The organism is Gelidibacter mesophilus DSM 14095, assembly GCF_000423005.1.
GTDB classification, from domain to species: domain Bacteria; phylum Bacteroidota; class Bacteroidia; order Flavobacteriales; family Flavobacteriaceae; genus Gelidibacter; species Gelidibacter mesophilus.
Genome location: NZ_AUHD01000001.1, coordinates 399266 through 423689, shown reverse-complemented (window position 1 = coordinate 423689; position 24424 = coordinate 399266). Strand labels below are relative to the sequence as shown.

Annotated in this window: 23 protein-coding genes; 17 read left to right on the top strand and 6 right to left on the bottom strand. The window is 36.1% G+C overall.

Translation table 11 applies throughout. The features are described from left to right. The first annotated feature begins 18 nt into the window (after positions 1 to 18). From G525_RS0102020 to azu, 6 genes are all read left to right on the top strand, one after another. Positions 19 to 1002 carry a stage II sporulation protein M gene (locus tag G525_RS0102020; RefSeq protein WP_027124657.1) on the top strand — a complete coding sequence of 328 codons (984 nt, stop codon included), beginning with the start codon at positions 19 to 21 and terminating at the stop codon, positions 1000 to 1002. After that, the gene (locus G525_RS21580; RefSeq protein WP_157491857.1) at positions 1003 to 1731 is read left to right on the top strand and encodes a hypothetical protein; all 729 of its coding nucleotides are present in this window, start codon (positions 1003 to 1005) and stop codon (positions 1729 to 1731) included. Then, positions 1728 to 2933: a DUF4350 domain-containing protein gene (locus tag G525_RS21575; RefSeq protein WP_051209690.1), complete on the top strand. Its 1206-nt coding sequence runs from the start codon at positions 1728 to 1730 to the stop codon at positions 2931 to 2933. Before G525_RS21580 ends, G525_RS21575 begins: the two co-directional genes overlap by 4 nt. 4 nt (positions 2934 to 2937) lie before the next feature. After that, entirely contained in the window at positions 2938 to 3981 is a 1044-nt protein-coding gene (locus G525_RS0102005; RefSeq protein WP_084647680.1) for an AAA family ATPase, read from the top strand. Positions 3982 to 4052: 71 nt separating this feature from the next. Beyond that, a complete protein-coding gene (locus G525_RS0102000) occupies positions 4053 to 5384 on the top strand; it encodes a DUF58 domain-containing protein (RefSeq protein ID WP_027124655.1) in 1332 nt (443 codons plus the stop codon). Between the two features lie 200 nt (positions 5385 to 5584). After that, positions 5585 to 6091 carry an azurin gene (gene azu, locus G525_RS0101995; protein ID WP_027124654.1) on the top strand — a complete coding sequence of 169 codons (507 nt, stop codon included), beginning with the start codon at positions 5585 to 5587 and terminating at the stop codon, positions 6089 to 6091. Positions 6092 to 6184: 93 nt separating this feature from the next. Here the strand turns inward: azu and lplA are convergent, their stop codons facing one another. Next, on the bottom strand, positions 6185 to 7186 hold the full coding sequence (lplA, locus tag G525_RS0101990; RefSeq protein WP_027124653.1) for a lipoate--protein ligase: 1002 nt from the start codon (positions 7184 to 7186) through the stop codon (positions 6185 to 6187). 299 nt (positions 7187 to 7485) lie between these two features. Here lplA and G525_RS0101985 point away from each other — a divergent pair, with 299 nt between their 5' ends. Beyond that, on the top strand, positions 7486 to 7947 hold the full coding sequence (locus G525_RS0101985) for a hypothetical protein (protein WP_027124652.1): 462 nt from the start codon (positions 7486 to 7488) through the stop codon (positions 7945 to 7947). Positions 7948 to 8034: 87 nt separating this feature from the next. Here the strand turns inward: G525_RS0101985 and recQ are convergent, their stop codons facing one another. Next, positions 8035 to 10236: a DNA helicase RecQ gene (gene recQ, locus G525_RS0101980; protein ID WP_027124651.1), complete on the bottom strand. Its 2202-nt coding sequence runs from the start codon at positions 10234 to 10236 to the stop codon at positions 8035 to 8037. An 86-nt stretch (positions 10237 to 10322) separates the two neighbouring features. Here recQ and G525_RS0101975 point away from each other — a divergent pair, with 86 nt between their 5' ends. The 3 genes from G525_RS0101975 (at position 10323) to lptB (ending at position 13097) form a co-directional block, all read left to right on the top strand. Next, complete coding sequence (locus G525_RS0101975; protein ID WP_027124650.1) at positions 10323 to 11288, top strand: KpsF/GutQ family sugar-phosphate isomerase; 966 nt, start codon at positions 10323 to 10325, stop codon at positions 11286 to 11288. Next, complete coding sequence (tatC, locus tag G525_RS0101970) at positions 11288 to 12124, top strand: twin-arginine translocase subunit TatC (RefSeq protein WP_027124649.1); 837 nt, start codon at positions 11288 to 11290, stop codon at positions 12122 to 12124. The genes G525_RS0101975 and tatC overlap by 1 nt, the downstream gene beginning before the upstream one ends. 232 nt (positions 12125 to 12356) lie before the next feature. Next, a complete protein-coding gene (gene lptB, locus G525_RS0101965) occupies positions 12357 to 13097 on the top strand; it encodes an LPS export ABC transporter ATP-binding protein (RefSeq protein WP_027124648.1) in 741 nt (246 codons plus the stop codon). Positions 13098 to 13251: 154 nt separating this feature from the next. Here lptB and G525_RS0101960 read toward each other — a convergent pair whose 3' ends face one another. The 3 genes from G525_RS0101960 to G525_RS0101950 all read right to left on the bottom strand — a co-directional run bounded on the left by G525_RS0101960 (position 13252) and on the right by G525_RS0101950 (position 15633). Next, on the bottom strand, positions 13252 to 13743 hold the full coding sequence (locus G525_RS0101960; RefSeq protein ID WP_027124647.1) for a hypothetical protein: 492 nt from the start codon (positions 13741 to 13743) through the stop codon (positions 13252 to 13254). A 200-nt stretch (positions 13744 to 13943) separates the two neighbouring features. Then, on the bottom strand, positions 13944 to 14819 hold the full coding sequence (locus tag G525_RS0101955) for a DUF808 domain-containing protein (protein WP_027124646.1): 876 nt from the start codon (positions 14817 to 14819) through the stop codon (positions 13944 to 13946). 52 nt (positions 14820 to 14871) lie between these two features. Continuing rightward, positions 14872 to 15633, bottom strand: coding sequence for a CDP-alcohol phosphatidyltransferase family protein (locus G525_RS0101950; RefSeq protein WP_027124645.1), 762 nt, complete (start codon positions 15631 to 15633; stop codon positions 14872 to 14874). 486 nt (positions 15634 to 16119) lie between these two features. Here G525_RS0101950 and G525_RS0101945 point away from each other — a divergent pair, with 486 nt between their 5' ends. Beyond that, positions 16120 to 17190, top strand: coding sequence for a putative type IX sorting system protein PorV2 (locus G525_RS0101945; RefSeq protein ID WP_027124644.1), 1071 nt, complete (start codon positions 16120 to 16122; stop codon positions 17188 to 17190). 182 nt (positions 17191 to 17372) lie between these two features. Next, positions 17373 to 18962: an apolipoprotein N-acyltransferase gene (gene lnt, locus G525_RS0101940; RefSeq protein WP_027124643.1), complete on the top strand. Its 1590-nt coding sequence runs from the start codon at positions 17373 to 17375 to the stop codon at positions 18960 to 18962. A 275-nt stretch (positions 18963 to 19237) separates the two neighbouring features. On the opposite strand, the gene G525_RS0101935 is transcribed toward lnt, so the two are convergent. Then, complete coding sequence (locus G525_RS0101935) at positions 19238 to 19693, bottom strand: DUF4442 domain-containing protein (RefSeq protein WP_027124642.1); 456 nt, start codon at positions 19691 to 19693, stop codon at positions 19238 to 19240. A gap of 144 nt (positions 19694 to 19837) precedes the next feature. On the opposite strand from G525_RS0101935, the gene G525_RS0101930 reads away from it, so the two are divergent. The 5 genes from G525_RS0101930 (at position 19838) to G525_RS0101910 (ending at position 24405) form a co-directional block, all read left to right on the top strand. Further along, positions 19838 to 20284, top strand: a complete 447-nt coding sequence (locus G525_RS0101930; protein WP_027124641.1) for a DUF4870 domain-containing protein — start codon at positions 19838 to 19840, stop codon at positions 20282 to 20284. 194 nt (positions 20285 to 20478) lie between these two features. Beyond that, entirely contained in the window at positions 20479 to 20823 is a 345-nt protein-coding gene (locus G525_RS0101925) for a PadR family transcriptional regulator (protein ID WP_027124640.1), read from the top strand. Next, positions 20816 to 22645 carry a PspC domain-containing protein gene (locus G525_RS0101920; protein ID WP_027124639.1) on the top strand — a complete coding sequence of 610 codons (1830 nt, stop codon included), beginning with the start codon at positions 20816 to 20818 and terminating at the stop codon, positions 22643 to 22645. Before G525_RS0101925 ends, G525_RS0101920 begins: the two co-directional genes overlap by 8 nt. A 95-nt stretch (positions 22646 to 22740) precedes the next feature. Beyond that, positions 22741 to 23457, top strand: a complete 717-nt coding sequence (locus G525_RS0101915) for a head GIN domain-containing protein (protein WP_027124638.1) — start codon at positions 22741 to 22743, stop codon at positions 23455 to 23457. Between the two features lie 111 nt (positions 23458 to 23568). Beyond that, positions 23569 to 24405 carry a GIN domain-containing protein gene (locus G525_RS0101910; protein WP_035478763.1) on the top strand — a complete coding sequence of 279 codons (837 nt, stop codon included), beginning with the start codon at positions 23569 to 23571 and terminating at the stop codon, positions 24403 to 24405. Positions 24406 to 24424 lie beyond the last annotated feature (19 nt).

Here is a 24424-nt window from a genome sequence, read left to right as displayed (position 1 = left end):
TTTTATTTTAACAACTGTATGAGAGAAGTTGCGTTTATTAAACAAAATAAAGAAAAATGGCTGAGTTTTGAAACCGCCATTTTCAATAATGATTTTAAAAATCCAGACGAACTCGCTTCTCAATATATTCAATTGATCAATGATTTGGCCTATGCGCAAACTTACTACCCCAAAAGTAAAGTAATTACATATTTAAATCAATTAGCGGCAAAAGCTTTTCAGAAAATCTATAAAACGAAGCGCGAAGACACCAATAGGATTGTCGCATTTTGGAAAACGGAAATTCCGTTGATTATGTATCAATACAGAAGGTTTGTTTATATCGCCTTCATCATCTTTACCATTTTTACATCCATTGGCGCATTTTCAGCGGCGAATGATGGCGAATTCGTCCGTTCGATTTTAGGTGACGAATATGTCAATATGACCTTAGAAAATATTGAAGCTGGTAATCCCGTGGCAGTTTATAAAAGTGGCAGTAACTGGGGGAGTTTTATAGGCATAACCGTAAATAATTTACGGGTTGGCATTATTGCTTTCGTTCTTGGCGTTTTTGGCGGACTTGGGACCGTCTATATTTTATTTAAGAACTGTATTATGTTGGGCTCTTTTCAATATTTTTTTTACGAAAAGCAAGTCTTTTGGGAAAGCGTAAGAGGCATCTGGATTCACGGCTCCATGGAGATTTTTGCCATCGTCATTGAAGCCGCTGCAGGACTAATCTTAGGTGCAAGTATCTTATTTCCGGGAACGCACTCAAGATTCACATCCTTTAAGCAAGGGGCCAAAACAGGTGTTAAAATAGTGATCAGCACCTTTCCATTTACGTTCTTCGCTGGATTTCTAGAAGGATTTATCACAAGATATTCCCAAGAAATGCCCAAATTGATTTCGGTTGGTATTATCTTGGCAACTTTAGGATGTATTAGTTACTATTATCTAATTTATCCATTTGTTGTAAAGAAAAAACGTGATGCGCAATTGGTGCCCATAATAACTTAAATGAAACTTAACCTGTCCTTAATTTTTATCGCCTGCATGCTTCTGCTCCATGTGAATACGTCACTCTGGGCCAATACTTCTTTGCAGCCACCCCAAACCAAACGTGAATTTAACGAAGGGTTTAAAGACAACTATTCAGGTAGAAAATACAATTATGAAGGTAAAGCCGTGGTGCGCTCTACACCTTCAAAATATGGTGATGCTTCAAAGTATTCTGAAGAAACCCCCAATATTAAAGAAGATGATACTACTGACAGTTCTTCTTTCGATTTCAACGTATTCAATTGGGTTTTTATTCTTATTCTAATCGTAGCCGTGGCTTATTTGGCCTATACCCTTTTAAATGATGGCAGTAGCCGATTGTTTTCTTCAAGAAATAACGAAAAATTAAAAGCCTATGGTGAAATTACGGCTGCCAATATAGAACATGCTGACATCAAGGCGCTGATTACCAATGCGGAAAACACTAACGATTATAGATTGGCCATTAGATATTATTATTTATTAGTTTTAAAACAGCTGACTCTTAAAAATTTCATTAAATATGAGGACGACAAGACCAATGCGGATTACATGAATGCCATTGCATCACACAAATTCAGCAAGGATTTTTCATACACCTCTTATATTTATAACTACACCTGGTATGGCGAGTTTACCCTAAACTTAGAACAATACCAATTGGCAAAAAAAAGCTTTGTTCAACTAATTAAAGAGGTCAACTCATGAACAAAACGGTAATTACCCTATTAATTATTGCAGCAACCATCATTACGGTTGCCATTACGTTAGACTATAATAGCAATCGGAAAATTGATTGGGAAGAAAGTTTTAATGAGAAAAGTAACAAGCCTTATGGCGTTAGTGTGCTTTATAAGGAATTACCAAACCTTTTTGATGGCCAGAAATTAAAAACCATCTACTATTCACCTTATAACTATTTTTATGCCAACTCAGATGAAGGCTATGGCGATCACATAGCAGCAGGAAATTATGTTTTAATTGGAAATTCCAGCTATTTGGAAATTGGAGATATTGAGGAGCTGCTCATTTTTGCAGGAAACGGCAATACGGTTTTTATGTCAGACTACACTTTTCCTCAACCGTTGTTGGACACTTTGAACTTAGCGGTTAAAGTTTTAAAAAACAAAGACAGCGTTGCAATGTTGGGCTTTAATAACAGGAATTTCAGCTCTAAAAACACAACCATTGACAAAAGTGAAAGTACAGCCTATTTTTCAAAATTTGAAGCTGAATCATACAAAACTTTGGGGTATGTAAACGAAGATCTTAATTTGATCAATTTTCTGAAAATCCCTTTTGAAGATGGGCATATCTATCTGCATTTAGAACCTAAGGTTTTTACAAATTATAATATCCTGAAGGATGATCGCTACCTTTACGTTGAAGGCGTCCTCTCCTATCTACCAAATGCCACTATCTATTTTGATTCCTACACAAAATACTTCGATTCGTATTATGGCGATGCTGAAGAGAGGTCAAATTTGAGCTGGTTTCTGCAACAAACCTCCTTTAAATGGGCTTGGTATCTAGCCCTAATTTTAACGGTGTTATTTATGATTTTCAATGCAAAAAGAAGACAACGCATCATCCCCATAATAAAGCCGTTAGAAAACACCACCGTGGGATTTGTGAAAACAATTTCCAACCTTTATTATGAAACCCAGGATCATAAAAACCTCATTGATAAGAAAATCACCTATTTTTTAGAGAAAATAAGAGCTGATTACAATTTAGACACTACCAATTTAAACGAAGAGTTTATAATCAAACTCTCCCAAAAATCTGGCAAAAACAAAGAAACCGTTAAAAAAACCATTAATTTCATCAATTGGTTACGGACTAAAAATGAGTTTTTTGAAGACAATCTTTTAAAACTCAATAAACACATCGAAGAATTTTATTCATAAACTTATGGAAAACCAAGACCTTTTTGAAGGACAACCCCCTACAGATTCAGAAATCAATCACGAAGCAACCTCACAGGATTTAATATTCACCAATCGTTTGGATCTTTCTGAGTTACAGGAAAATGTGCAAAAGATGAAAGCGGAAATTGGAAAAGTCATTGTTGGACAAACAGACATGGTTGATATGCTTTTAGCATCCTTACTTGCGAAAGGACACTCCTTAATTGAGGGCGTCCCTGGTGTGGCTAAAACTATTACTGCAAAATTGATGGCAAAATCACTCAGTGTTGAGTTTAGCCGAATTCAATTTACGCCAGATTTAATGCCCAGTGATATTTTGGGCACTTCAGTATTCAACTTAAAATCGACAGAGTTTGAGTTTAAAAAGGGCCCTATTTTCAGCAATATGATATTGATAGACGAAATCAATAGAGCGCCTGCAAAAACACAGGCAGCATTGTTTGAGGTTATGGAGGAACAGCAAATCACCATTGATGGCAATTATTACAAATTGGAATCGCCGTTCATGGTTTTGGCAACTCAAAACCCGATAGAACAAGAAGGAACTTATCGTTTGCCAGAAGCACAATTAGATCGTTTTCTATTCAAGATTGAGGTAGGCTACCCTAATCTTGAAGAAGAAATTGAGATTTTAATGCGCGAACATAATTTACAAGACCGAGTTAAAACAGATGCGATCACCCCATTTTTAACTGCCGAACAAATCACCACATATCAAGCATTGGTGACTCAAGTGTTAGTAGAAGAACATTTGTTAAAATATATTGCCGATTTGATTATCGCAACCAGAAACAATCAGTTTTTGTATTTGGGAGCGTCACCACGGGCGTCCATTGCGATTTTAAAAGCCAGTAAAGCTTTTGCAGCAATGTCTGGTCGGGATTTTGTAACGCCTGAAGATATCAAACGTGCCGCAATTCCTGTTTTGCATCACCGAGTTATTGTTACGCCAGAACGCGAGATGGAAGGCATCACCAGTTCAGACGTGATTAAACAGATTATTGAGAATGTTGAGATACCGAGATAATTTTCTATCTTCAGTCGAAGAAGTCTGCGGCAAAAAAAATGTATAATTTGAGATAAAATCACAAAATAAGCTTGAAAATCTTTAAACCATTTTACATACAGCCTCGGTTTTTCTATAGTGGATTATTCATTATAGCTCTCTTTGTATTCAGTTATTTTGTTCCAATTTTATTTGGGATTGCCCAACTCTCAATTTTAGTGGTGCTTTTGCTACTTTTTCTTGATGTTTTAATCGTATTTCTAGGAAATAATAAAATTATTGGCCATCGTATTTTACCTGATAAATTCTCAAATGGCGATAATAACGAAATAGAAATCAACATTCTAAACACGTATCCGTTTGAAACTTATCTGACCATTATTGATGAAGTGCCTATTCAATTTCAAGTGCGTGACTTTGAGCTTAAGTTAAAAGTAAGACCTAAGAAAGAAAATCGGATTCGTTATATTCTCAAACCAACGGAACGAGGGGAATATCATTTCGGGAATCTTAACATCTATGCTTCAACCAAAATAGGACTTGTTGCCAAACGCTTCCGTTTTGAGAATGAAGCCATGGTGCCCACCTACCCTAGTTTCAAGCAACTGCGCAAATTTGAATTACTGAATATCAACCACAGTCTTCAGGAGTATGGAATAAAAAAAACACGGCGGATTGGTCATACCATAGAGTTTGAGCAAATTAAAGACTATGTTTTAGGTGATGATTTACGAACCATTAATTGGAAAGCGACAGCTAAGAAAAACAGTTTGATGGTCAACCAATTCCAAGATGAAAAATCACAACCTATCTATTCTATTATTGATAAAGGGCGTGTCATGAAAATGCCTTTTGATGGATTAAGCTTATTGGACCATGCTATCAATGCCACATTGGTCCTCAGTAGTATTGCATTGAAAAAGCACGACAAAGCTGGAATGCTTTCCTTTTCAAAAAAAGTAGAAAACATGGTAGTCGCACAGCGACGAAGCTCACAAATGCGATTGATTTTAGAAGCACTTTACAACGTTAAAACTGATTATTATGAAAGTGATTTTAGCCGACTTTACGCCCACATCAAACGCAATATTACCCAGCGCAGTCTAATCTTACTCTATACCAATTTTGAAACCTTAGACAGTTTAAACAGACAATTGGCCTATTTAAAAGCCATTGCGAAAAATCATCTTATTGTGGTGATTTTCTTTAAAAACACAAAATTGAACAGTCTTGTTGAGGAGAAAGCAGATACGATTCAGCAGGTTTACGATAAAGTAATTGCTGAAAAATTCGCTTTTGAAAAAAGATTGATTGTCCAAGAGTTAAGAAAATATGGTATCTACTCCATTTTAACGACGCCAAAGAACTTGACGATTGACACGATAAATAAATATTTGGAAATTAAATCAAGAGGATTGCTTTGATTTTATTTAAAGAGGTTGCAATTCTGGACAGAAATAATATGATGTTATGTTTTAGGAAGTTTGTAGAACGTTTTACGCCGTGTTCTAAACTGAATGCTTTTCAATAATTACAGTTAAAAATAAAGGTAGGGATGGTTTGAAAATCGCAAAATTCGGGTTAATTTTGTATTTCACACAATTTTAATATAAATACTAAAATAATGAAAAAGTTAGTTGTAGTATGTTTAGCAGCCCTTGCATTTAGCTGTGGTGAAGACAAAAAAGAGCAAAAAACAGAAATGAAAACGGAAACCAAAGTGGAAAAAGCAGCTCCTGCTGCAGCCGATTCGAAAGAAGCGGTTGTATCCATTGAAGGTAACGATCAAATGCAATTCAATAAAAAAGAAATTCGCGTTAAAGCGGGTCAAAAAGTGAAACTTACATTGAAGCATGTAGGTAAAATGGAAAAAGCAGTTATGGGACATAACTGGGCATTACTTACCCAAGATGCTGATGTTGCCACTGTTGGTAACGCAGCTGCCATGGCAAAGGATAATGATTATATCCCTGCAGACATGACTGACAAATTCATTGTTCACACGAAAATGATTGGTGGAGGTGAATCTGTTACTATTGAATTTGATGCTCCAGAAGCAGGAACTTATACGTATATGTGTACTTTCCCAGGGCACTACGCTTTGATGCAAGGTAAATTTATTGTTGAGTAATTACTCAATTTAATAAAAAAACCAAAAATGCCGTAATGAAAATTACGGCATTTTTAGTTTTATAATCTTCGGCTATTTATGACAACTGGAACTTCATTCATCTTCGCCATAGATTAAATCTATAAATTCGTCTTTTGCTATATCACCAAAATATTCCTTGATTTCTAAATCTTTTAATAGCCCAGAGATATCTTCTTTTTCATAGCGTGCACCAATTAATAAGTGTTCAAGGTTTTCCACGGGTTCCTTTCCAAAGAAATCTCCAAAGATTTTAAAGTCGATAATATGTCCTTTTTCCACAAAAATTCTTAAATCAATTTCTCCAATAGGAAAACGCTTGTTACGTTGGACATTAAATTTTGGTGAACGTCCGTAATTCCAATCCCAAGTGTCGTATTTCTCTTCTTTTAGGTGGTGTACGGCTTGCCATTCCTCTGGCGTTAAATGATAGCTTTCAAAAGGTTCACTTTCCTCATAAAGGCCCTCAAGCAGGAGTTGCCGGAACTCATTAATATCCAATGGCGTTTTTAAATATTCTGAAATATTTGCCACACGACTTCGTACCGACTTATGACCTTTAGATTGGATTTTACTCATTTTTACATTGAGCGCATTGGCAACTTCACCTAAATCTGTATCCAACAATAAAGTGCCATGGCTGACCATCCGCTTGCCAGTAGAAAATTGGGCAGTTCCAGAAATTTTCTTTTCGTCAACCTGAATATCATTTCTGCCTTTTAACTCAGCATTAAGACCCAATTTATTCAACACCTTAATTACAGGCGCCGTAAATTTCTTGAAATTATTTAAGCTTTTTCCATCGTGATTGGTAATGAAACTAAAATTAAGATTTCCAAAATCGTGATATACCGCGCCACCACCGGACACGCGCCGGACAATGTGGATATTATTTTCAGCAACGTAATTATGATTAATTTCTTCAAGTGTGTTTTGATTACGCCCTATTATTATGGATGGCTCATTGATATAAAACAACAGATAATCATGGTCCACACTAAAATTACGCAACGCATATTCTTCCAAAGCTAAATTTAACTTCGGATTGGTGTTGCCTTCGTTTTCTATAAAAATCATGTTTTTGTTATGTTTTATACAAATATAATTAATTGTTGATAGGAATGAGGGATTATGAATTTGGGAATATGATTGGGAATTGTTCTTATGATCGCACAAACTCACCTACGATTTAAAAAGAAGTTACAATAAAGGATGGATTTTTGCTACAAATTGGCATCCAGAACTATAAATACAGTTACCATTATTTAGTCAAGAACAAGCAAACTTGAAATGTCTCAACCTGTCTGTAACTTTTGTTTAGGAGGGAAACTTGGATTTTTAACCTTATAAGATTAGTTTTACATAAATTGATTACAATGAAATTTTCTATTACAAAGTTAAGAGCCGCCTTGGGAGATATTAAGGCAATGGAGAAGTTGCATGTTGACACCTATACTGAGGATATTATTAATGATGTTGAAGGCGAACCTTTTGCCATTTCAGAGACCAATGTGATGTATGCTGGCTTTAGTGAATTGGCAGGTTATCATTATTTTAAAACCATTATTATAGGGACCTTTCAGATTAAAACATTTAAAGGTGCAAAACTGACTGTTGTGGGCGAAGATTTTAAGTTGGAATTGAAATCAGATATGGAGGAATTGGCATCGGATTTTTCCAATGTTTCCAGACGAAGCATCACTCAAATTGATTTTGAAATCAATGAAGAAGATCTTTCAAAAGTCTCTAAGTCTAAAATTCAATCCCTTCAGCTTTCCGCTAAAAAAGAACAAGTGCTTTTTAGCATTATTGATATAGCAAAAGACGAAGAGGAATAATGATCTCAGACAAAGACGCAAAATTGAGGAAGCAAGAACGGATGACTTCAGACTAAAATCTGAGACTAGAACCTGAGGCCTGAAAACTCAATTCGCCACTTCACTTATAAATTTAATTCGGTATAAACGTAACTCTTCATCATCATAATCGCCATCAAACTCATCTATCGCCACATCAATTTTATCGGTTTTTGATTCCATAAAATAATCATGGATTTCTTCTTGCTGGTCTTCATCTAGAATATCATCGATCCAATAATTAATATTCAATTTGGTACCTGAAAAAACGATAGCTTCCAACTCCTTGATAAAGTCTTTCATGTTCATCCCTTTGGCTGAAGCAATATCGTCCAATGGTAATTTCCGATCAATATTCTGAATAATATAGAGTTTTAAAGCGGAATTGGTTCCTGTGCTTTTCACAACCAGATCGTCAGGTCTGATGATGTCATTCTCCTCTACATAGTCGGCAATAAATGCGACAAAATCCTTACCATATTTTTTGGCCTTTCCATCTCCCACCCCATGAACATTACTCAACTCTTCCAAAGTAATTGGATATTTTAGAGCCATATCCTCCAACGATGGGTCCTGAAAAATGACAAAAGGTGGTACTCCCAATTTTTTAGCATTACGCTTTCTTAGATCCTTTAGCATATTCATTAATCGCTCATCCGCTACTGCACCTTCGCTTTTTGAGGCTGTAATAATACTTTCGTCTGTGGTTTCATCAAACACATGGTCTTCTGACATCATAAAAGAAAATGGCGATTTCAAATACTCTTTTCCTTTGTCCGTCAAACGCAACACGCCGTAGGTCTCAATATCTTTCTTCAGTAGTCCAGCTACTAACACCTGACGGATCAACGCCATCCAATAGCGCTTATCCTTATCTTTTCCTATACCAAAAAATGGTAATGCGTCTGTTCTATGAGAAACGATCAGGGCATTGGACTTTCCTGTAATGACGTGCACCAAGTCTTTGGATTTGTATTTATCGTTGGTTTGCTCTACCGTATTCAATAAAACCACGACATCATCTTGCGCTTCATGCTGTTTCTTTGGAAAGCGTACGTTGTCATCCATATCGCCACCATCACCTGTCTCGTTATCAAACTCCTCACCAAAGTAATGAAGAATGAATTTTCGTCTAGACATGGAACTTTCAGCAAAAGCAACTACTTCTTGGAGCAAAGCATGTCCAATTTCCTGTTCGGCAACAGGTTTTCCAGACATGAACTTTTCTAATTTCTCAATATCCTTGTAGGCATAAAATGCCAAGCAATGACCTTCACCTCCATCCCGACCTGCACGACCTGTTTCTTGATAATAACTTTCTATACTTTTGGGGATATCATGATGAATTACAAAGCGTACATCAGGTTTATCGATACCCATTCCGAAAGCGATAGTGGCCACAACTACATCAACATCTTCCATCAAAAACATATCCTGATGTTTCACCCTTGTTTTTGCATCTAACCCTGCATGATACGGCACTGCTTTAATACCGTTTACTTGTAGCACTTGGGCCAACTCTTCTACACGTTTACGACTCAGGCAGTAAATAATACCGGTCTTTCCCTCATTTTGTTTAACAAATCTGATTATATCAGAATCAACATTTTTGGTTTTCGGACGAACTTCATAATATAAATTTGGCCTATTAAAAGATGCCTTAAACGTGTTGGCATCTGTAATATCCAAACTTTTAAGAATATCTTCCTGTACTTTAGGTGTCGCAGTGGCTGTTAACCCTATAATAGGTATATTATCTCCAATGCGCTTAATAATATGTCTAAGATTTCTATATTCAGGTCTGAAGTCATGACCCCATTCACTAATGCAATGTGCCTCGTCGACTGCCATAAAAGAAATGGTGACACTTCTTAGAAACTCAACATTCTCCTCCTTTGTGAGCGATTCTGGAGCCACATAAAGCAATTTTGTGATCCCGTTCTTTATGTCCTCCTTTACTTGCTTGATTTCGGTCTTGTTCAATGATGAGTTTAAGACGTGCGCCACACCATCATTTGAAGATACCGCCCTGATGGCATCCACCTGGTTTTTCATTAACGCAATTAAAGGTGACACGATAATTGCTGTTCCTTCTTTTATTAATGCTGGCAACTGATAGCACAACGACTTTCCTCCACCTGTAGGCATAATTACAAAAGTGTTGTCTCCCCTTACTAAACTCTTAATAACGCTTTCTTGAAGACCCTTGAATTTAGAAAATCCAAAGTATTTTTTTAGTGCTGCATGTAAGTCAATTTCTTCTTTACTCATTAATCCCTATTAGTATTTTATATACATTTGCATAGGATTAAAGATACTAATTTCTTTAGATGCATCAAACCCAAAAATCACAAATTTTGAATATTAAAAATTCTATCCTAGCTACGGCAAAAAAAACTATTGACTTAGAAAGCTCCGCAATCTCGAATCTTGCTACCTTGTTGACTGATGATTTTGCAAATGCCGTAGAATTGATCTACAGCTCCAAAGGCAGAGTGATCATTACCGGAATCGGAAAAAGTGCCATTATTGCCAATAAAATTGTTGCGACGCTCAACTCAACAGGTACCCCTGCTGTTTTTATGCATGCCGCAGATGCAATACATGGTGATTTAGGACTTATTTTACAGGATGATGTGGTCATTTGTATTTCTAAAAGTGGAAATACTCCAGAAATTAAGGTACTGATCCCATTAATTAAAAGCGCGAATAACAAAATGATTGCCATTACGGGAAACATCACCTCCTTCTTAGGGCAGCAAGCTGACTATGTCTTAAACACTTTTATTGAAAAGGAAGCCTGCCCAAATAACTTAGCACCTACCACTAGTACCACTGCCCAATTGGTTATGGGAGATGCTCTTGCCATTGCACTAGTGGAATTACGAGGGTTTTCGAGTAAAGATTTCGCCAAATATCACCCGGGAGGTGCGTTGGGCAAGCGTTTGTACTTACGCGTGCGAGACCTATCTTCCATCAATGAAAAGCCTCAGGTTAATATGGATACCAATGTGAAGCAGGTTATTGTTGAAATTTCCGAAAAAATGCTGGGCGTTACCGCGGTTGTTGAAGACGGACAAATTATTGGGATTATTACAGACGGTGATTTAAGACGGATGCTGACCAAGAACGAAGCTTTTATTCAATTAACCGCAAAAGATATTATGAGTTCTAACCCTAAACGGATAGACGAAAACGCTATGGCCGTGGAAGCCTTGGAACTTATGGAAAACAATAAAATCACCCAACTTTTGGTTGAACATAAAGGCAAATATGCAGGTGTAGTGCATATACAAGACCTTATCAAAGAAGGAATTATCTAATGACTAAAACAACCACAAACGAGATGTCTTTTTTGGACCATCTCGAAGAATTACGCTGGCATTTAATTCGGATCGTACTCAGCATTGTTATTGCAGGATCCGTCGCATTTATTTTTTCAAAATGGATTTTTGACGTCATTATTTTCGGACCGAAAAGCATGGATTTTCCAACCTATAAATACTTGTGCAAACTAGCCACTTTTTTCAATTTTGATTCTACGTTTTGTGCTGAATCTTTTCCCTTCAGCATTCAGAGTAGAACCATGGGAGGCCAATTTTCTGCAGACATATGGACTTCCATATATGCGGGGTTTATTATTGCTTTTCCATACATCATCTATCAATTATGGCGCTTTGTCAGTCCTGGACTTATGGAGAACGAACGGAAAAGCTCACGTGGTTTCATCATCGTTTCGTCATTATTGTTCTTTGTTGGTGTACTATTTGGATATTATGTCATCACCCCATTATCCATCAACTTTTTAGGCACCTATTCTGTTAGTAGTGAAATTACCAACCAATTTGATATCAGTTCCTATATAAGTTTGGTAAGGTCGTCTTCTATTGCGGCTGGCTTTGTATTTGAATTGCCAATCATTATTTATTTCTTGACAAAAATTGGACTGGTGACGCCGCAAATCCTTAAGAAATATAGAAAATATGCTTTGGTAGGCGTACTTATCATTTCTGCCGTCATTACACCGCCAGATGTAGCCAGTCAAGTTATTGTAGCTATTCCAATTTTAATTCTATATCAGGTAAGCATCTATATTTCGGCCATCGTAGTCAGGAACCAAAACCGTCAAGCTAAGAGAAATAAAGCCAAAAAGGCCTGATTGTAAAAAACACTATCTAGAAACAAGCTAATAACAGGATATTACAAAGCTAAAATAAATAAAGCTCTTGCATTTCAATCTTAGTTGCCGGTCCTTTAGTGATTCCAAACTTAAGCGGTACCAACGATTTTCCGGAAACTTTGGAGCTTCAAGGTTAAACTTTTTATAAAAAGGAATTGGTTTGTTAGGTGTGCTCTAGTATTTTACTATTTTTATACCTACAATTGAATTTATGAAATTAAGTGCATCAAATTTAATGAAATCCTACGGCGGGCGCCAAGTGGTCAAAGATGTCTCTCTCGAAGTTAATCAAGGAGAGATTGTTGGACTTCTCGGTCCCAATGGTGCTGGTAAAACCACGTCGTTCTATATGATTGTTGGATTGATTAAACCTAATGGTGGTAAAATCTATTTGGATGATAAGGAAATCACTAAATATCCGATGTACAAACGCGCGCAACACGGCATTGGGTATTTGGCACAGGAGGCTTCCGTATTTAGAAAACTGAGTATTGAGGATAATATTCTAAGCGTACTACAAATGACAAAGCTGTCAAAAAAAGAGCAGCTTGACAAAATGGAATCGCTGATTGACGAGTTTGGTTTAGAGCATATCAGAAAAAGTAGAGGCGATTTATTATCTGGTGGAGAACGTCGGCGAACAGAAATTGCACGTTCACTCGCTACAAACCCTAACTTTATTTTATTGGATGAACCTTTTGCCGGTGTGGATCCTGTGGCTGTAGAAGACATTCAAAGAATCGTTGCCCAATTGACCAAAAAGAATATTGGTATTTTGATCACAGACCATAATGTTCAGGAAACCCTTGCCATTACAGACAGAACTTATTTAATGTTTGAAGGCAATATTTTAAAGGCCGGTAAACCAGAAGAATTGGCTGAAGACGAGATGGTACGTAAAGTATATTTGGGTCAGAATTTTGAGTTGCGCAAGAAGAAAATTCTATTCTAAATTGACGGATCTTTAATAGATATTTCTAACCATCCTTAAGGTTATTGCAAATCCAATTATTATAAATCACCCACACTATCGTTAAACAACTATTTAATATATAAAAAGAGCCAATTCAAATAAGAATTGGCTCTTTTTATATATTATAGAATGATTACTGTTTCACCAATATGATTTGTCCAACGTGAGCTCCAGCACAATCAGTACCAGTAAAATCAATTACCATGGCATTATCCCCTTCTCTCAAAACTCCACTACCTGTAAAGACAGCTTCACAGTTTCTTTGAACGTCATCTAAACGAAATGAAGTCAACTTGGTTCCATCTACTTTGATTAAAAAAGTTCCATCGTATTCAGCATCACTACAGCACACTTTAAAATTTGATGTGTAAAAAAATGTTCCTGTCAACTCGTTATTTTCTGAGCTTTCCACTTTCGCAGAAATTCCAAAATCAACATACTCTTTTGTAGGAGTTGTGGAATTCCAAGTTCCCACATAATTACCTTCTAAATAAGTTAGATCTTGCTCTTCAACATGATTATTGTCATCGTCACTGCTGCATCCTAAGAAACAGAGAAGAACAATTGGAAGAATAAACATGCTTACCTTTTTTAAATTTCCTGTAAATTTGATCATTTTCTTCATCGTAGGTTAAGTTTTAAATTATACATACTGCAAAGATACAAGTTAAGTCATTCTGGAGTATCTGTAATGGATCAAATCGTAATTCATTTAAGATATATGACTATTTTCCCCAAAAAGCTGATTAAATAACCACGCGCTAAGTGATATATTTTATCTGATTCTGCCAGAATATATTGAACACTTAATAAAATTGCGCTTGATTACTTCTTAAATACACCAATCAACTTTTTCATTCCGTTAAACATCAATAAGGCCACAAAGCCAATAGCCACACCTACAATAAATTCTCTAATTAAAGAAGGCCAAGTTTCTAAAAAGTGATGAAAAAAGTCCAGATTGTGTACAAAAATACCACCGGACACAAGCAACAAGGCAATGGTACCAATAACTCCTAAACTCTTGATGACCCAGGGTAAAGCATTAACCAATAAATGACCAAAGAAGTCTGAGATGCTTTTCTCTCTATCATTAAAGTTAATCAAGCTATATCCAAAATCGTCCATTCTCACAATTAGCGCCACAATTCCATAAACGCCAACAGTTGCAATCATAGCCACTATGGTTACCACCAAAATCTGATTGAGCAGTGGTATACCCATTACGCTGCCCAACGCGATAATTACAATTTCTACGGATAAAATAAAATCGGTGACAATGGCTGATTTTATTTTCGACTTTTCAAGTTCTACAATTTCAGACGGACTCAGGTCTGCTTTATCTAATATGTCAGAATTATGATGATGAGGCACTAAATATTCATAAACCTTTTCCGCGCCTTCATAAGCCAAATATATACCGCCCAGCACCAATATTACGGTAACCGCAATTGGAAAAAAAGCACTTAACAAAAAAGCAACCGGCAGTATTATAAGTTTATTGATAAATGAACCTTTAGTAATGGCCCATAACACGGGAATTTCTCTTGATGCGACAAAGCCAGATGCTTTTTCGGCATTTACTGCCAAATCATCTCCTAAAATACCAGCCGTTTTTTTTGTTGAAATCTTGGCCATGGAGGCCACATCGTCCATAATAGCGCCGATATCATCTAAAAGTGCAAAAAATCCTGAACCCATTAATAATTGTGATTTAGTTAAAGAATGAAATTGGTGTGATGAAATAGATCACTTATTTCGTCAATGATTTTGAAAACAAAGATAATAAGACATAAAAAATAATGATCATGGGTATCGCCAAAAACTGGAATAGAACTATAAATATCACGCTCATAATGATAAAAACATAACGTACGGCATTTGTTTTAAAACTCCATTCTTTGAACTTTAAGGCAAAGAGATTGACATTTGCATTTAGCAAATAGCAGCTTAAAAAAGTCATCGCCACCAAAAACCACGGATTTAATATCACCGTATTAATGGCATTGCTATTTTGGAATTCCATAATCAAGGGTAAGGAAATAATCAACAAGGCATTGGCAGGCGTTGGCAATCCTTTAAATGAAGACTGCTGGTCTTCGTCCAGATTAAATTTTGCTAATCGATATGCAGACGCCAGTGTGATAAAAAAACCAACAAATGCTAATGGTGCATAATGCTCAAGACCTTCAAATAAGGAAGAGCTACTCCATAATGCTTCAGATCTTTCCGAAACTGAATGGCCTACAGACAAGTTCAGAAGTTTGAACATCACAATCCCTGGCACCAAACCACTAGTTACCATATCTGCCAAAGAATCCAGTTGTAATCCCAAGGGACTCTGCACATTCAGTTTTCGAGCGACAAGTCCATCAAAGAAATCAAAGAAAATTCCGAGAAACATAAATAAGGCGGCAGCCACAAAATTGTTCTGTACAGCAAATAATACCGCAATACTTCCACTGAACAGATTGAGCAGCGTAATGATATTGGGAACATGTCTTCTAAAGGCCATAATATAAGTTTGTGTAAAAATAGCAAACTATTTTTATAAGAATATGCTTATAAGCAATTATTGAAACCTTAAATACTCAAATTGTTGATCAGCGTTCCTATAACTACAGTGGTCTAAGTAAAATCAAGAGAAAGTGCACAATCTAAAATAATATCATGTTTTAATAAAATATGTTATACTCAGGATATTCTATAAAACAAGCGTAGAGATTAAATTGTTGAAATCTTTAGAAGTCCTAAAGTTATAAAGGAAATGACTTAATATTGAAAAAGGCAACATGCTCCTTGTTTATATATTTAGCTCATATCCCATGGAAGTGCGGGATTAGTTCTTCCATTAAAATCTAATGCGCTCAGCTTTTAAGTTTTGGGTTTCCATCCCGCAGGAATGCGGGATTAGTCCTGCCATCAAAACCTAATGCGCTCCGCTCTTAAGTTTTGGGTTTCACTAATAAAAATAATGTGCATCTTTGTAAAAATTTTGCGATTGAAAACAACCAGTATTTTGGCCCTCCTGCTTCTGACCATGATTACCTACGGTCAAACAGCCCGTAAATACTCCAATGAATTTATGAATATTGGTGTAGATGCCGCGGCATTAGGGATGAGCAATGCCGTTGTATCACAATCTGCAGATGTCAATTCTGGATATTGGAATCCAGCAGGCCTAATTTTTATTGAAGACAGCCAAATTGCCTTAATGCATTCTAGTTATTTTGCAAATATCGCCAACTACAACTATGCGGCTTTTGCAATGCCATTGGACAATAGAAGTGCAATAGGAATTTCGTTGATCCGGTTTGGAGTGGATGACATTTTGGATACTACACAATTAATTGATGATCAGGGCAATATTAATTACGATAGAATAAGTCTTTTTTCTACTGCGGACTACGGTGTGACCTTTTCTTATGCGCGCAAAATTCCACTTGACGGATTTAGTTATGGTGTCAATGCAAAGGTCATCCGACGTATAATTGGTGATTTTGCCTCTTCATGGGGCTTTGGGCTCGATTTGGGCATCCAATTTCAATCGCAAAATGATTGGAAATTCGGTTTGATGGCACGTGATATCACGACCACTTTCAATGCATGGACCTTTGACAAAGATAAGTTAGAAACCATAAAAGACGCTGTTGATGGGCAAAACCAAGACGTTCCTGAAGCTACTGAGATTACTATTCCAAAACTACAATTGGGAATGTCCAAAAAGTTCATATTCCGTTATGACTATTCCTTAGTGACTGCCTTAGATCTCAATGTGCGTTTTGAGCAAAATAATGATGTCATATCTACTTCTTTTGCCAGTATTACGCCTTCTTTAGGCTTTGAGTTTGGGTATACAGATTTGGTGTTCCTAAGAGCTGGGATTGGCAATTTCCAGAATGAATTACAAATTGACAACTCTGAAAACATTACCTTTCAACCTAATTTTGGGGTTGGTTTTAAATACAGAGGTATTGAAATTGATTATGCATTTACGGATATAGGCGACCAAAGTGCTGCGCTCTACTCTAACGTCTTTTCCTTAAAATTAGATTTTAGCATCTTTCGATAAATTCTAAAAGCATTTTTGTTTTTGAAGCCTATTTACCTATACGCAACATTAGCGAAGGCGGTAACTGTGAGCTCTGATTCTCAAATCTTGCCGTACTATCTTCTTGTCTTGACTCCTGTTTCTTTATTATTTGTTCTAAACACATGCTACTTATTTACTAAATTTGTTCGTAAATTTCCCCAATGAAAAACTTCATTTTTGCCATACTTTCAGGATTACTTTTAGCATTTGGATGGCCTACTTACGGATTTCCAGTAGTACTATTTTTAGGTTTTGTTCCAATTTTATTGGTGGAACGCCAAATCAGGCTCTCCAATATCAAATGGAAAAAATTGAGACTCTTTGGATACAGCTACCTCAGTTTTGTCATTTGGAATTTCATCACCACCAATTGGTTACAATATGCCGATATCTTTGGTGCCAGTTTTGCCGTATTGGTAAATTCAATGCTCATGGCACTAATGATGGTCATTTATCATAGTATTGCTAAAAGAGCCACAGTTAACATCAGTCTCCTATTTTTGATGTGTTTATGGATGGCTTTCGAAAAATTACATTTAGGATGGGATTTTTCGTGGCCATGGTTGAATTTAGGCAATGCATTTTCAGAATATTTTAGTTGGATCCAATGGTATGAATATACGGGAACGTTTGGAGGCACATTATGGATCTGGATTTTAAATATATTGTTCTTTAAGGTCATTTTAAAATATCAACTTCAAAAATCAGTAAAGAAAATTAAAACCAATAGTATCATTATTTTAAGTGTAATCATTGTGCCAATTATAGTTTCTTTAACACTGTATTACACTTATAAAATTGAAGGACAACAGCTTAATGTGATTGCTCTACAACCCAATATCGATCCCTATTCTGAAAAATACAATGTTCCCAATGACGCTATTGCTGATCTTTTAGTGAACTTGGCGGACACAAGAATAAAGCCCCAAACAGACCTTGTAGTCGCTCCAGAAACGGTGTTTGCAGACAATGTTAAAATCCATGAGTTGAGTAACGCCTATTTTAAAAGAAAATTGGATGTGTATATTTCCGAACATCCCAATATCAATATTTTAACTGGTATTTCTTTCGTGAATTTTATTACGGATAAGGCGTTGGTCAAAAAACAATCCAATTACCACAAAAGTGGATTTTGGTATGATGATTACAACTCGGCAATGCTTCTTAATACGAGCGACAGCGTACAACTTTATCACAAATCGAAATTAGTGGTGGGTGTGGAAACCCTCCCTTATCAAGACGTTTTAAAGCCCTTAATTGGTGATTTTATGATCGATTTGGGTGGAACCTTAGCCATGAAAACCACACAAGACGAACGTGATGTATTTGTTACCTCCAATCCAGCTTTAAAACCGGCTCCCATTATTTGCTATGAATCGGTATACGGCGAATTTGTAACAGGCTACGTGAGAAATGGTGCCACAATATTGACCATTATCACCAATGACGCTTGGTGGGGCGAAACACAAGGGCATAAACAACATTTGAGTTATGCGCGCTTAAGAGCAATTGAGACCCGTAGAGATATTGTCAGAAGCGCGAATACTGGGATTTCTGCGCTTATCAATGCCAAAGGAGAGATCATGTCATCATTGCCGTACGGAACCCAGGGGGCTTTATCAGGTAAAGTTACGGCTAATGAAAAAATGACCTTCTACACCTGGGCTGGCGATTATATTGCCCGTATCGCAATTTTTATTGCGTTATTCGTATTTCTTATCACTATGTTTAGAAAACCAAAAGTAACCTAGAAGTCATCTCTTGCTTTTTAAATTACACGAAACGGATGATAATATTTTATTACAGCCGTCTAGTGAAAAATATTTGAAGTCAATGATTCCATTTAAAAATAAAAGTTTCCTCGGAGTTTTAAAATAACACCATAATTTTAGAAACTATTGATATGAAGAGTGAATGGTCAATTTTAGTGTAAACACTTGGTATTTATCAATTAATTGCAATCAAGTCTTTGTTCCTTATTCTATAAACGAAATGGTCTAGATACATTATTGAACAACAATAAATTCTAACTTCTAACTTTTATCGTCCATTCAAAATTAAAATTTGAAACTTCAATCCCTTCTTGATTGGTGCCAACGGAATTCATCCAAATAGTTTGGCCTTCACCAGTTTCAATGGTTTTCTTTATTGCTGCATCAACTTTATGGCCATCAATACAAATAAAATTAATGCGCCCTGTTGCTTTTTTCGTAAATGAAGCATTATTGGTGGCCACTAACATAGAAATTGGCTTCCCACTTTCTTTAATTTTTGACATTACCAAAGCACCTGTAGTCAACTCTGCTGCCATGCCCTGAACCGCCCAGAACATAGAATTGAAGGGGTTTTGATTGATCCATCGGTGTTTGACGCTAACTTTACACTGTTGGTCATCAATATATTTTGCCCTAACCCCACAAAAAAATGCTGATGGGAGTTTAAAACTTAAAAAAGCATTGAGTTTTCTTGGTGATATTTCCATTTTCAAGATTTGTTAAGTGCTAATTTATCAATTTAAATCCAATTCCCAATTTGTTAATTTTATGTTAAATTACAGTACTGTGTTTTGCATAATACCTTCTTTTAGATATATATTTGCATTAGCAACTATTATATATCCTTAAAAATGATCGACAATCACCAAAAGAACATCGCCACTTTTATCCATTTATCAACATTTTCGAGATTCATATTTCCTTTTGGAAATTTTATAGGGCCAATCATTTTATGGGTCACCAATAAGGACAAATCTGAATTTGTTAATGAACACGGTAAACAAGCCATAAATTTTCAAATCAGTATCTTACTTTATGCCATCATCTTGGGAGCATTAACCATTCCATTTTTTATTTTCGGTATTCTAGGCCAGATTAATCTTTTAGATTTTAATGGATTTGACAATTTTCATATCAATATAGGTAAACCTTCTCCCCTACTTTATATTACTGGGGGCTTTGGAGTTTTGGCCATTACAGGATTTATTTTAGAAATAGTATTTATTGTAGTGGCGAGTTTAAAGGCTAGAGACGGTGAACTTTACAAATATCCTCTAACTATTAATTTTTTAAAATAATAAATTTGACAAATCAATCAATCAATGAATCAATCAATCAATCAATCAATCAATCAATCAAAAATCAAACAGTTTTCCATTATCAAATCAAGTGACGACCTAACAAAAACATTGTCAAATATCTTCGATTAAAACGCAAAAAGTTTCCTGCGCAAAGTCCTAAAAGCATGAGACAATAAACACAGAAAAGAACTATGAAAATTGAAAATACGAAAGCACAAATGCGGAAAGGTGTTTTAGAATACTGCATCCTCTCGGTCCTGAAAGATGAAGATGCTTATGTTGCCGAAATTTTAGGCACCCTTAAAGACGCAAAGATGCTCGTAGTGGAAGGAACTATCTATCCGCTACTGACAAGGCTAAAAAATGCTGGTCTTTTAAATTACAGATGGGAAGAATCTACGTCTGGCCCACCACGTAAATATTATGGCCTCACAGAAACGGGCAAATTATTCCTTCAGGAATTAACCACCACTTGGAATGAATTACAAAATGCAGTCAACCTAGTAACCAACTCAAAAAAATCAAGAAATGAATAAGACAGTCAACATAAATTTAGCAGGTATATTTTTTCATATTGATGAAGATGCGTACCTCAAATTACAACGCTATCTTGAGGCTATAAAGCGTTCATTTACAGATTCGCAAGGGCGCTCTGAAATCATTGCTGATATAGAAGCTCGTATTGCAGAACTCTTTAATGAGCGTGTACAAAATGACAAGCAAGTCATCAGAATAAAAGAAGTTGATGAAGTAATTTCCATTATGGGCCAACCGGAAGACTATCTTGTAGATGATGAAATTTTTGAAGATGAACCTCAAAGAGATTTCCATCAAAAAAGTAAAAGTACATCTTCTAAGAAACTATTTAGAGATACTGACAACTCCTATATTGGTGGGGTTGCGTCAGGTATAGGCCATTATTTAGGCCTTGATGCCATTTGGGTGCGATTACTTTGGATCTTGTTGGCTTTTGGCTCTGGTGGCACTTTTATTTTTATATACATCTTGTTCTGGATCTTGGTGCCTGAAGCGCTAACAACTGCAGAAAAGTTGACCATGACTGGAGAACCTGTCAATATAAGCAATATTGAAAAAAAAATTAAAGACGGATTTGAGAATGTTTCACAAAACGTTTCAGATGCTGTAAAGAATATAGATTTACCCCGACAGGGCAACAAGATTAAATCAGGTTCAAAAAGTTTTTTTGATGCGCTTGGAGAAATTATTCTTTTTTTCTTAAAGGTCATCGGTAAATTTATTGGTATTATCCTTATCCTTATTGGCGCTTCTACTTTAATTGCACTCATCGTTGCTCTATTCTCAGTTGGCGTTGCAGATGTGATCCATGTTCCAGGCATTGATTTTATTGATGCAACTAATGCGGCCAATATTCCTATCTGGATGATGTCCTTATTACTTCTATTTGCCATTGGCATCCCCTTCTTCTTTATTTTCTATTTAGGACTGAAGATATTGGTCAACAATCTTAAGTCTATAGGACAGATTGCCAAGTTTTCTTTACTAGGGTTATGGCTCATGGCCATCATTGGATTGGTAATTATAGGCGTAAAACAAGCCAGTGAATACGCTGAAGATGCGCTTGTGCAGCAAACTGAAAGCACCGTCCTCACAGGTAAAGACACCATATACATAGAGATGTCCCACAATAAGTCTTATAGTAAACAATTTGGAAGACATAGCAATCAGTGGAAGCCAGTTTATGATCATAACGACAAAAAACTCCTCTATTTAACCGATGTCGAACTCATTTTAAAGTCTACCAAGGATTCAGTCGCATCTATTAGGGTTGACAACAGCTCGAGAGGCAACAATTATAAAAATGCCAAAAAGAGAGCTGAGAACATTAATTACAATTATAAGATCACTGGTAACAAATTGGAACTTGATGGGTTTTTGACCACTGCTTTTGAAAATAAATATCGCGATCAAGAAGTTGAAGTAACGATTTATCTTCCTGAAGGTTCTATTTTATTCGTTGATCAAAATACGCACTCGTTTCACCGAAATTACTACAACAGAACATTTTATAAAAATGGTAGGGATGCTGAAAACTCTAGAGAAATCAATAATAATACTATTCTGACAGACGGAATGGAAGGCCACTATTTACAAATTATGAACACTGAAATCAAATGTCTGGATTGTCCTGAGCATTTTTATTATAAAGCGGATATCAACGACGATTCTTCCGAATTTAAGCTTGACGAAAACGGACTTAGAATTAAAAACGACAATAACTCTGTTGACATCAACAAAGAGGGCATCCAATCAAAAAATGATCGGGTAAAGGTGAATATTGATAATAATGGTATAGAAATCACGACGGAAGACAATTAACAACTGGTCGCGATAATTCAACAGTTCAGAGGATCTGATTAGTACTGGACGAAGATTTAAAAGATATTTGATAACGTAACAAAATTAAAACAATCATGAGCACTCTCATCAAAATTATTACCGCCTCCATTTTAAGCTTAACCCTTAGTTCCTGTAATTTAGGTTTGGGAAGAATGGGTAATGGGAACGTCATTACAAAAGAACGCTCTCTCATTGGTGATTTCGACCATATTGAAGTAGTCCACGGACTGGATGTTTATTTGGTACAAAGCGAAACTGAACACCTCACTGTTCAGGCCGATGAGAATTTGCATGACATTATTATGACTGAGGTAGAAAATAACACCCTTAAGATCTACGCTGATGAAAACATAGCATCTTCCACAACTAAAAAAATTATGGTCAATTTTAAAAATGTTTCTAAGATTTCGTCCACAAGTGGAAGTGCTATTTATAGCACAAACACAATTACAGCCGAAAACCTAGAACTTTATACTGCCAGTGGAAGCGATATGGAGTTGGATATAAAGGTAAATAACTTAAATTGTACGGCATCCAGTGGTAGCGACTTAACCGTAAAAGGCACAGCACACTCTCTGACTGCTAATGCTTCAAGTGGCAGTGATATCCATGCGAAGAATTTAAGTACCCAAACTGTAAATGCAAAATCATCAAGTGGTGCAGACATTCTAGTCAATGTTTCAAAAGAGTTGACTGCCAAAGCTGAAAGTGGAGGCGACATAATTTATGTAGGAAATCCAGAAAAAGTCAACGAATCAAAACAAGTTTCTGGCAGCGTTAGAGCACAATAAACAGGGCAACTAGCCCATTTCAAGACATGCTTTTAGAGCCATTTCAAACCTTAATAAAAGTTTGGGATGGTTTTTGTTTATATTTGTTCCTATAAATTTTAAATAGTCAGAATGAATAAAATCATTTTTGCATTTTTATTGGTTTTAATCTCCACCGCCTTTGCCTCAGCACAAGATGATGAAAAAATTAAAGGTGATAGAAATGTAACCATAAAGCAAACTTATATTGATCCTTTTAATACAATTGTTGTAGGTGAAGATTTTTCCGTTGAAATCATTTATAACAGCAAAGCTTCAGTTGAAATAGAAGCAGACAGTAATCTGCATGAATACATACTGTTTGAAGTAGTTAATGGCACACTCACGTTTAAGACCACTAAAAATATCACCTCTAGCAAACGTATGAATATCAAAGTTAATTATGCCGATGGCCTTGAGACAATTGAAGTTTTGGATAATGGTGAAATCCGTTCCTTGACTTCCTTGGAACTAAAAAATACAACTTTAACCACTACGGGCTCATCTCGTGCGTATCTCAATATAAAAACAAATGAGCTTAAATATACGGCATCAGATAAAGCTAGGGCCAAATTAAATATCAATGCCGAAAATGCTGTAATTGTTCTAAGTGACAATGTGAAGATAGAGGCGCTTCTCAATTCAAAATCTGCGAAAATAGACCTCTATCAACGTGCTTCGGCAAAACTAGACGGCACCATTGAAACCACTCAATTACGCGTTGACAATTCTTCCAGCTTTAGCGGTAAGGAATTCTTGACAAAAACCTGCAACCTTATTGCCGATTTAAGCAGTTCTGCCACTATTCGCGTTAGCGAAAATATTACCATTGAGGCTACTGGAAACAGTGAGGTATATTTGTACAATGAGCCAAAAATCACACTCACTAAATTTGTAGGAAACTCCAAACTGCAGATGAAAGAGCGGTAATCGTTTCGCCATAACCACC

Bases quoted from the DNA above. Each gene is read 5' to 3' on its own strand.
- G525_RS0102005 (WP_084647680.1), top strand. From the start codon at position 2,938: ATGGAAAACCAAGACCTTTTTGAAGGACAACCCCCTACAGATTCAGAA.
- G525_RS21575 (WP_051209690.1), top strand. From the start codon at position 1,728: ATGAACAAAACGGTAATTACCCTATTAATTATTGCAGCAACCATCATT.
- G525_RS0101925 (WP_027124640.1), top strand. From the start codon at position 20,479: ATGAAAATTGAAAATACGAAAGCACAAATGCGGAAAGGTGTTTTAGAA.
- G525_RS0101955 (WP_027124646.1), bottom strand. From the start codon at position 14,819: ATGGGTTCAGGATTTTTTGCACTTTTAGATGATATCGGCGCTATTATG.
- tatC (WP_027124649.1), top strand. From the start codon at position 11,288: ATGACTAAAACAACCACAAACGAGATGTCTTTTTTGGACCATCTCGAA.
- G525_RS0101935 (WP_027124642.1), bottom strand. From the start codon at position 19,693: ATGGAAATATCACCAAGAAAACTCAATGCTTTTTTAAGTTTTAAACTC.
- G525_RS0101985 (WP_027124652.1), top strand. From the start codon at position 7,486: ATGAAATTTTCTATTACAAAGTTAAGAGCCGCCTTGGGAGATATTAAG.
- G525_RS0101960 (WP_027124647.1), bottom strand. From the start codon at position 13,743: ATGAAGAAAATGATCAAATTTACAGGAAATTTAAAAAAGGTAAGCATG.
- G525_RS0101915 (WP_027124638.1), top strand. From the start codon at position 22,741: ATGAGCACTCTCATCAAAATTATTACCGCCTCCATTTTAAGCTTAACC.
- G525_RS0102020 (WP_027124657.1), top strand. From the start codon at position 19: ATGAGAGAAGTTGCGTTTATTAAACAAAATAAAGAAAAATGGCTGAGT.
- recQ (WP_027124651.1), bottom strand. From the start codon at position 10,236: ATGAGTAAAGAAGAAATTGACTTACATGCAGCACTAAAAAAATACTTT.
- lplA (WP_027124653.1), bottom strand. From the start codon at position 7,186: ATGATTTTTATAGAAAACGAAGGCAACACCAATCCGAAGTTAAATTTA.
- lptB (WP_027124648.1), top strand. From the start codon at position 12,357: ATGAAATTAAGTGCATCAAATTTAATGAAATCCTACGGCGGGCGCCAA.
- G525_RS0101950 (WP_027124645.1), bottom strand. From the start codon at position 15,633: ATGGCCTTTAGAAGACATGTTCCCAATATCATTACGCTGCTCAATCTG.
- lnt (WP_027124643.1), top strand. From the start codon at position 17,373: ATGAAAAACTTCATTTTTGCCATACTTTCAGGATTACTTTTAGCATTT.
- G525_RS0101910 (WP_035478763.1), top strand. From the start codon at position 23,569: ATGAATAAAATCATTTTTGCATTTTTATTGGTTTTAATCTCCACCGCC.
- G525_RS21580 (WP_157491857.1), top strand. From the start codon at position 1,003: ATGAAACTTAACCTGTCCTTAATTTTTATCGCCTGCATGCTTCTGCTC.
- G525_RS0101930 (WP_027124641.1), top strand. From the start codon at position 19,838: ATGATCGACAATCACCAAAAGAACATCGCCACTTTTATCCATTTATCA.
- azu (WP_027124654.1), top strand. From the start codon at position 5,585: ATGAAAAAGTTAGTTGTAGTATGTTTAGCAGCCCTTGCATTTAGCTGT.
- G525_RS0101920 (WP_027124639.1), top strand. From the start codon at position 20,816: ATGAATAAGACAGTCAACATAAATTTAGCAGGTATATTTTTTCATATT.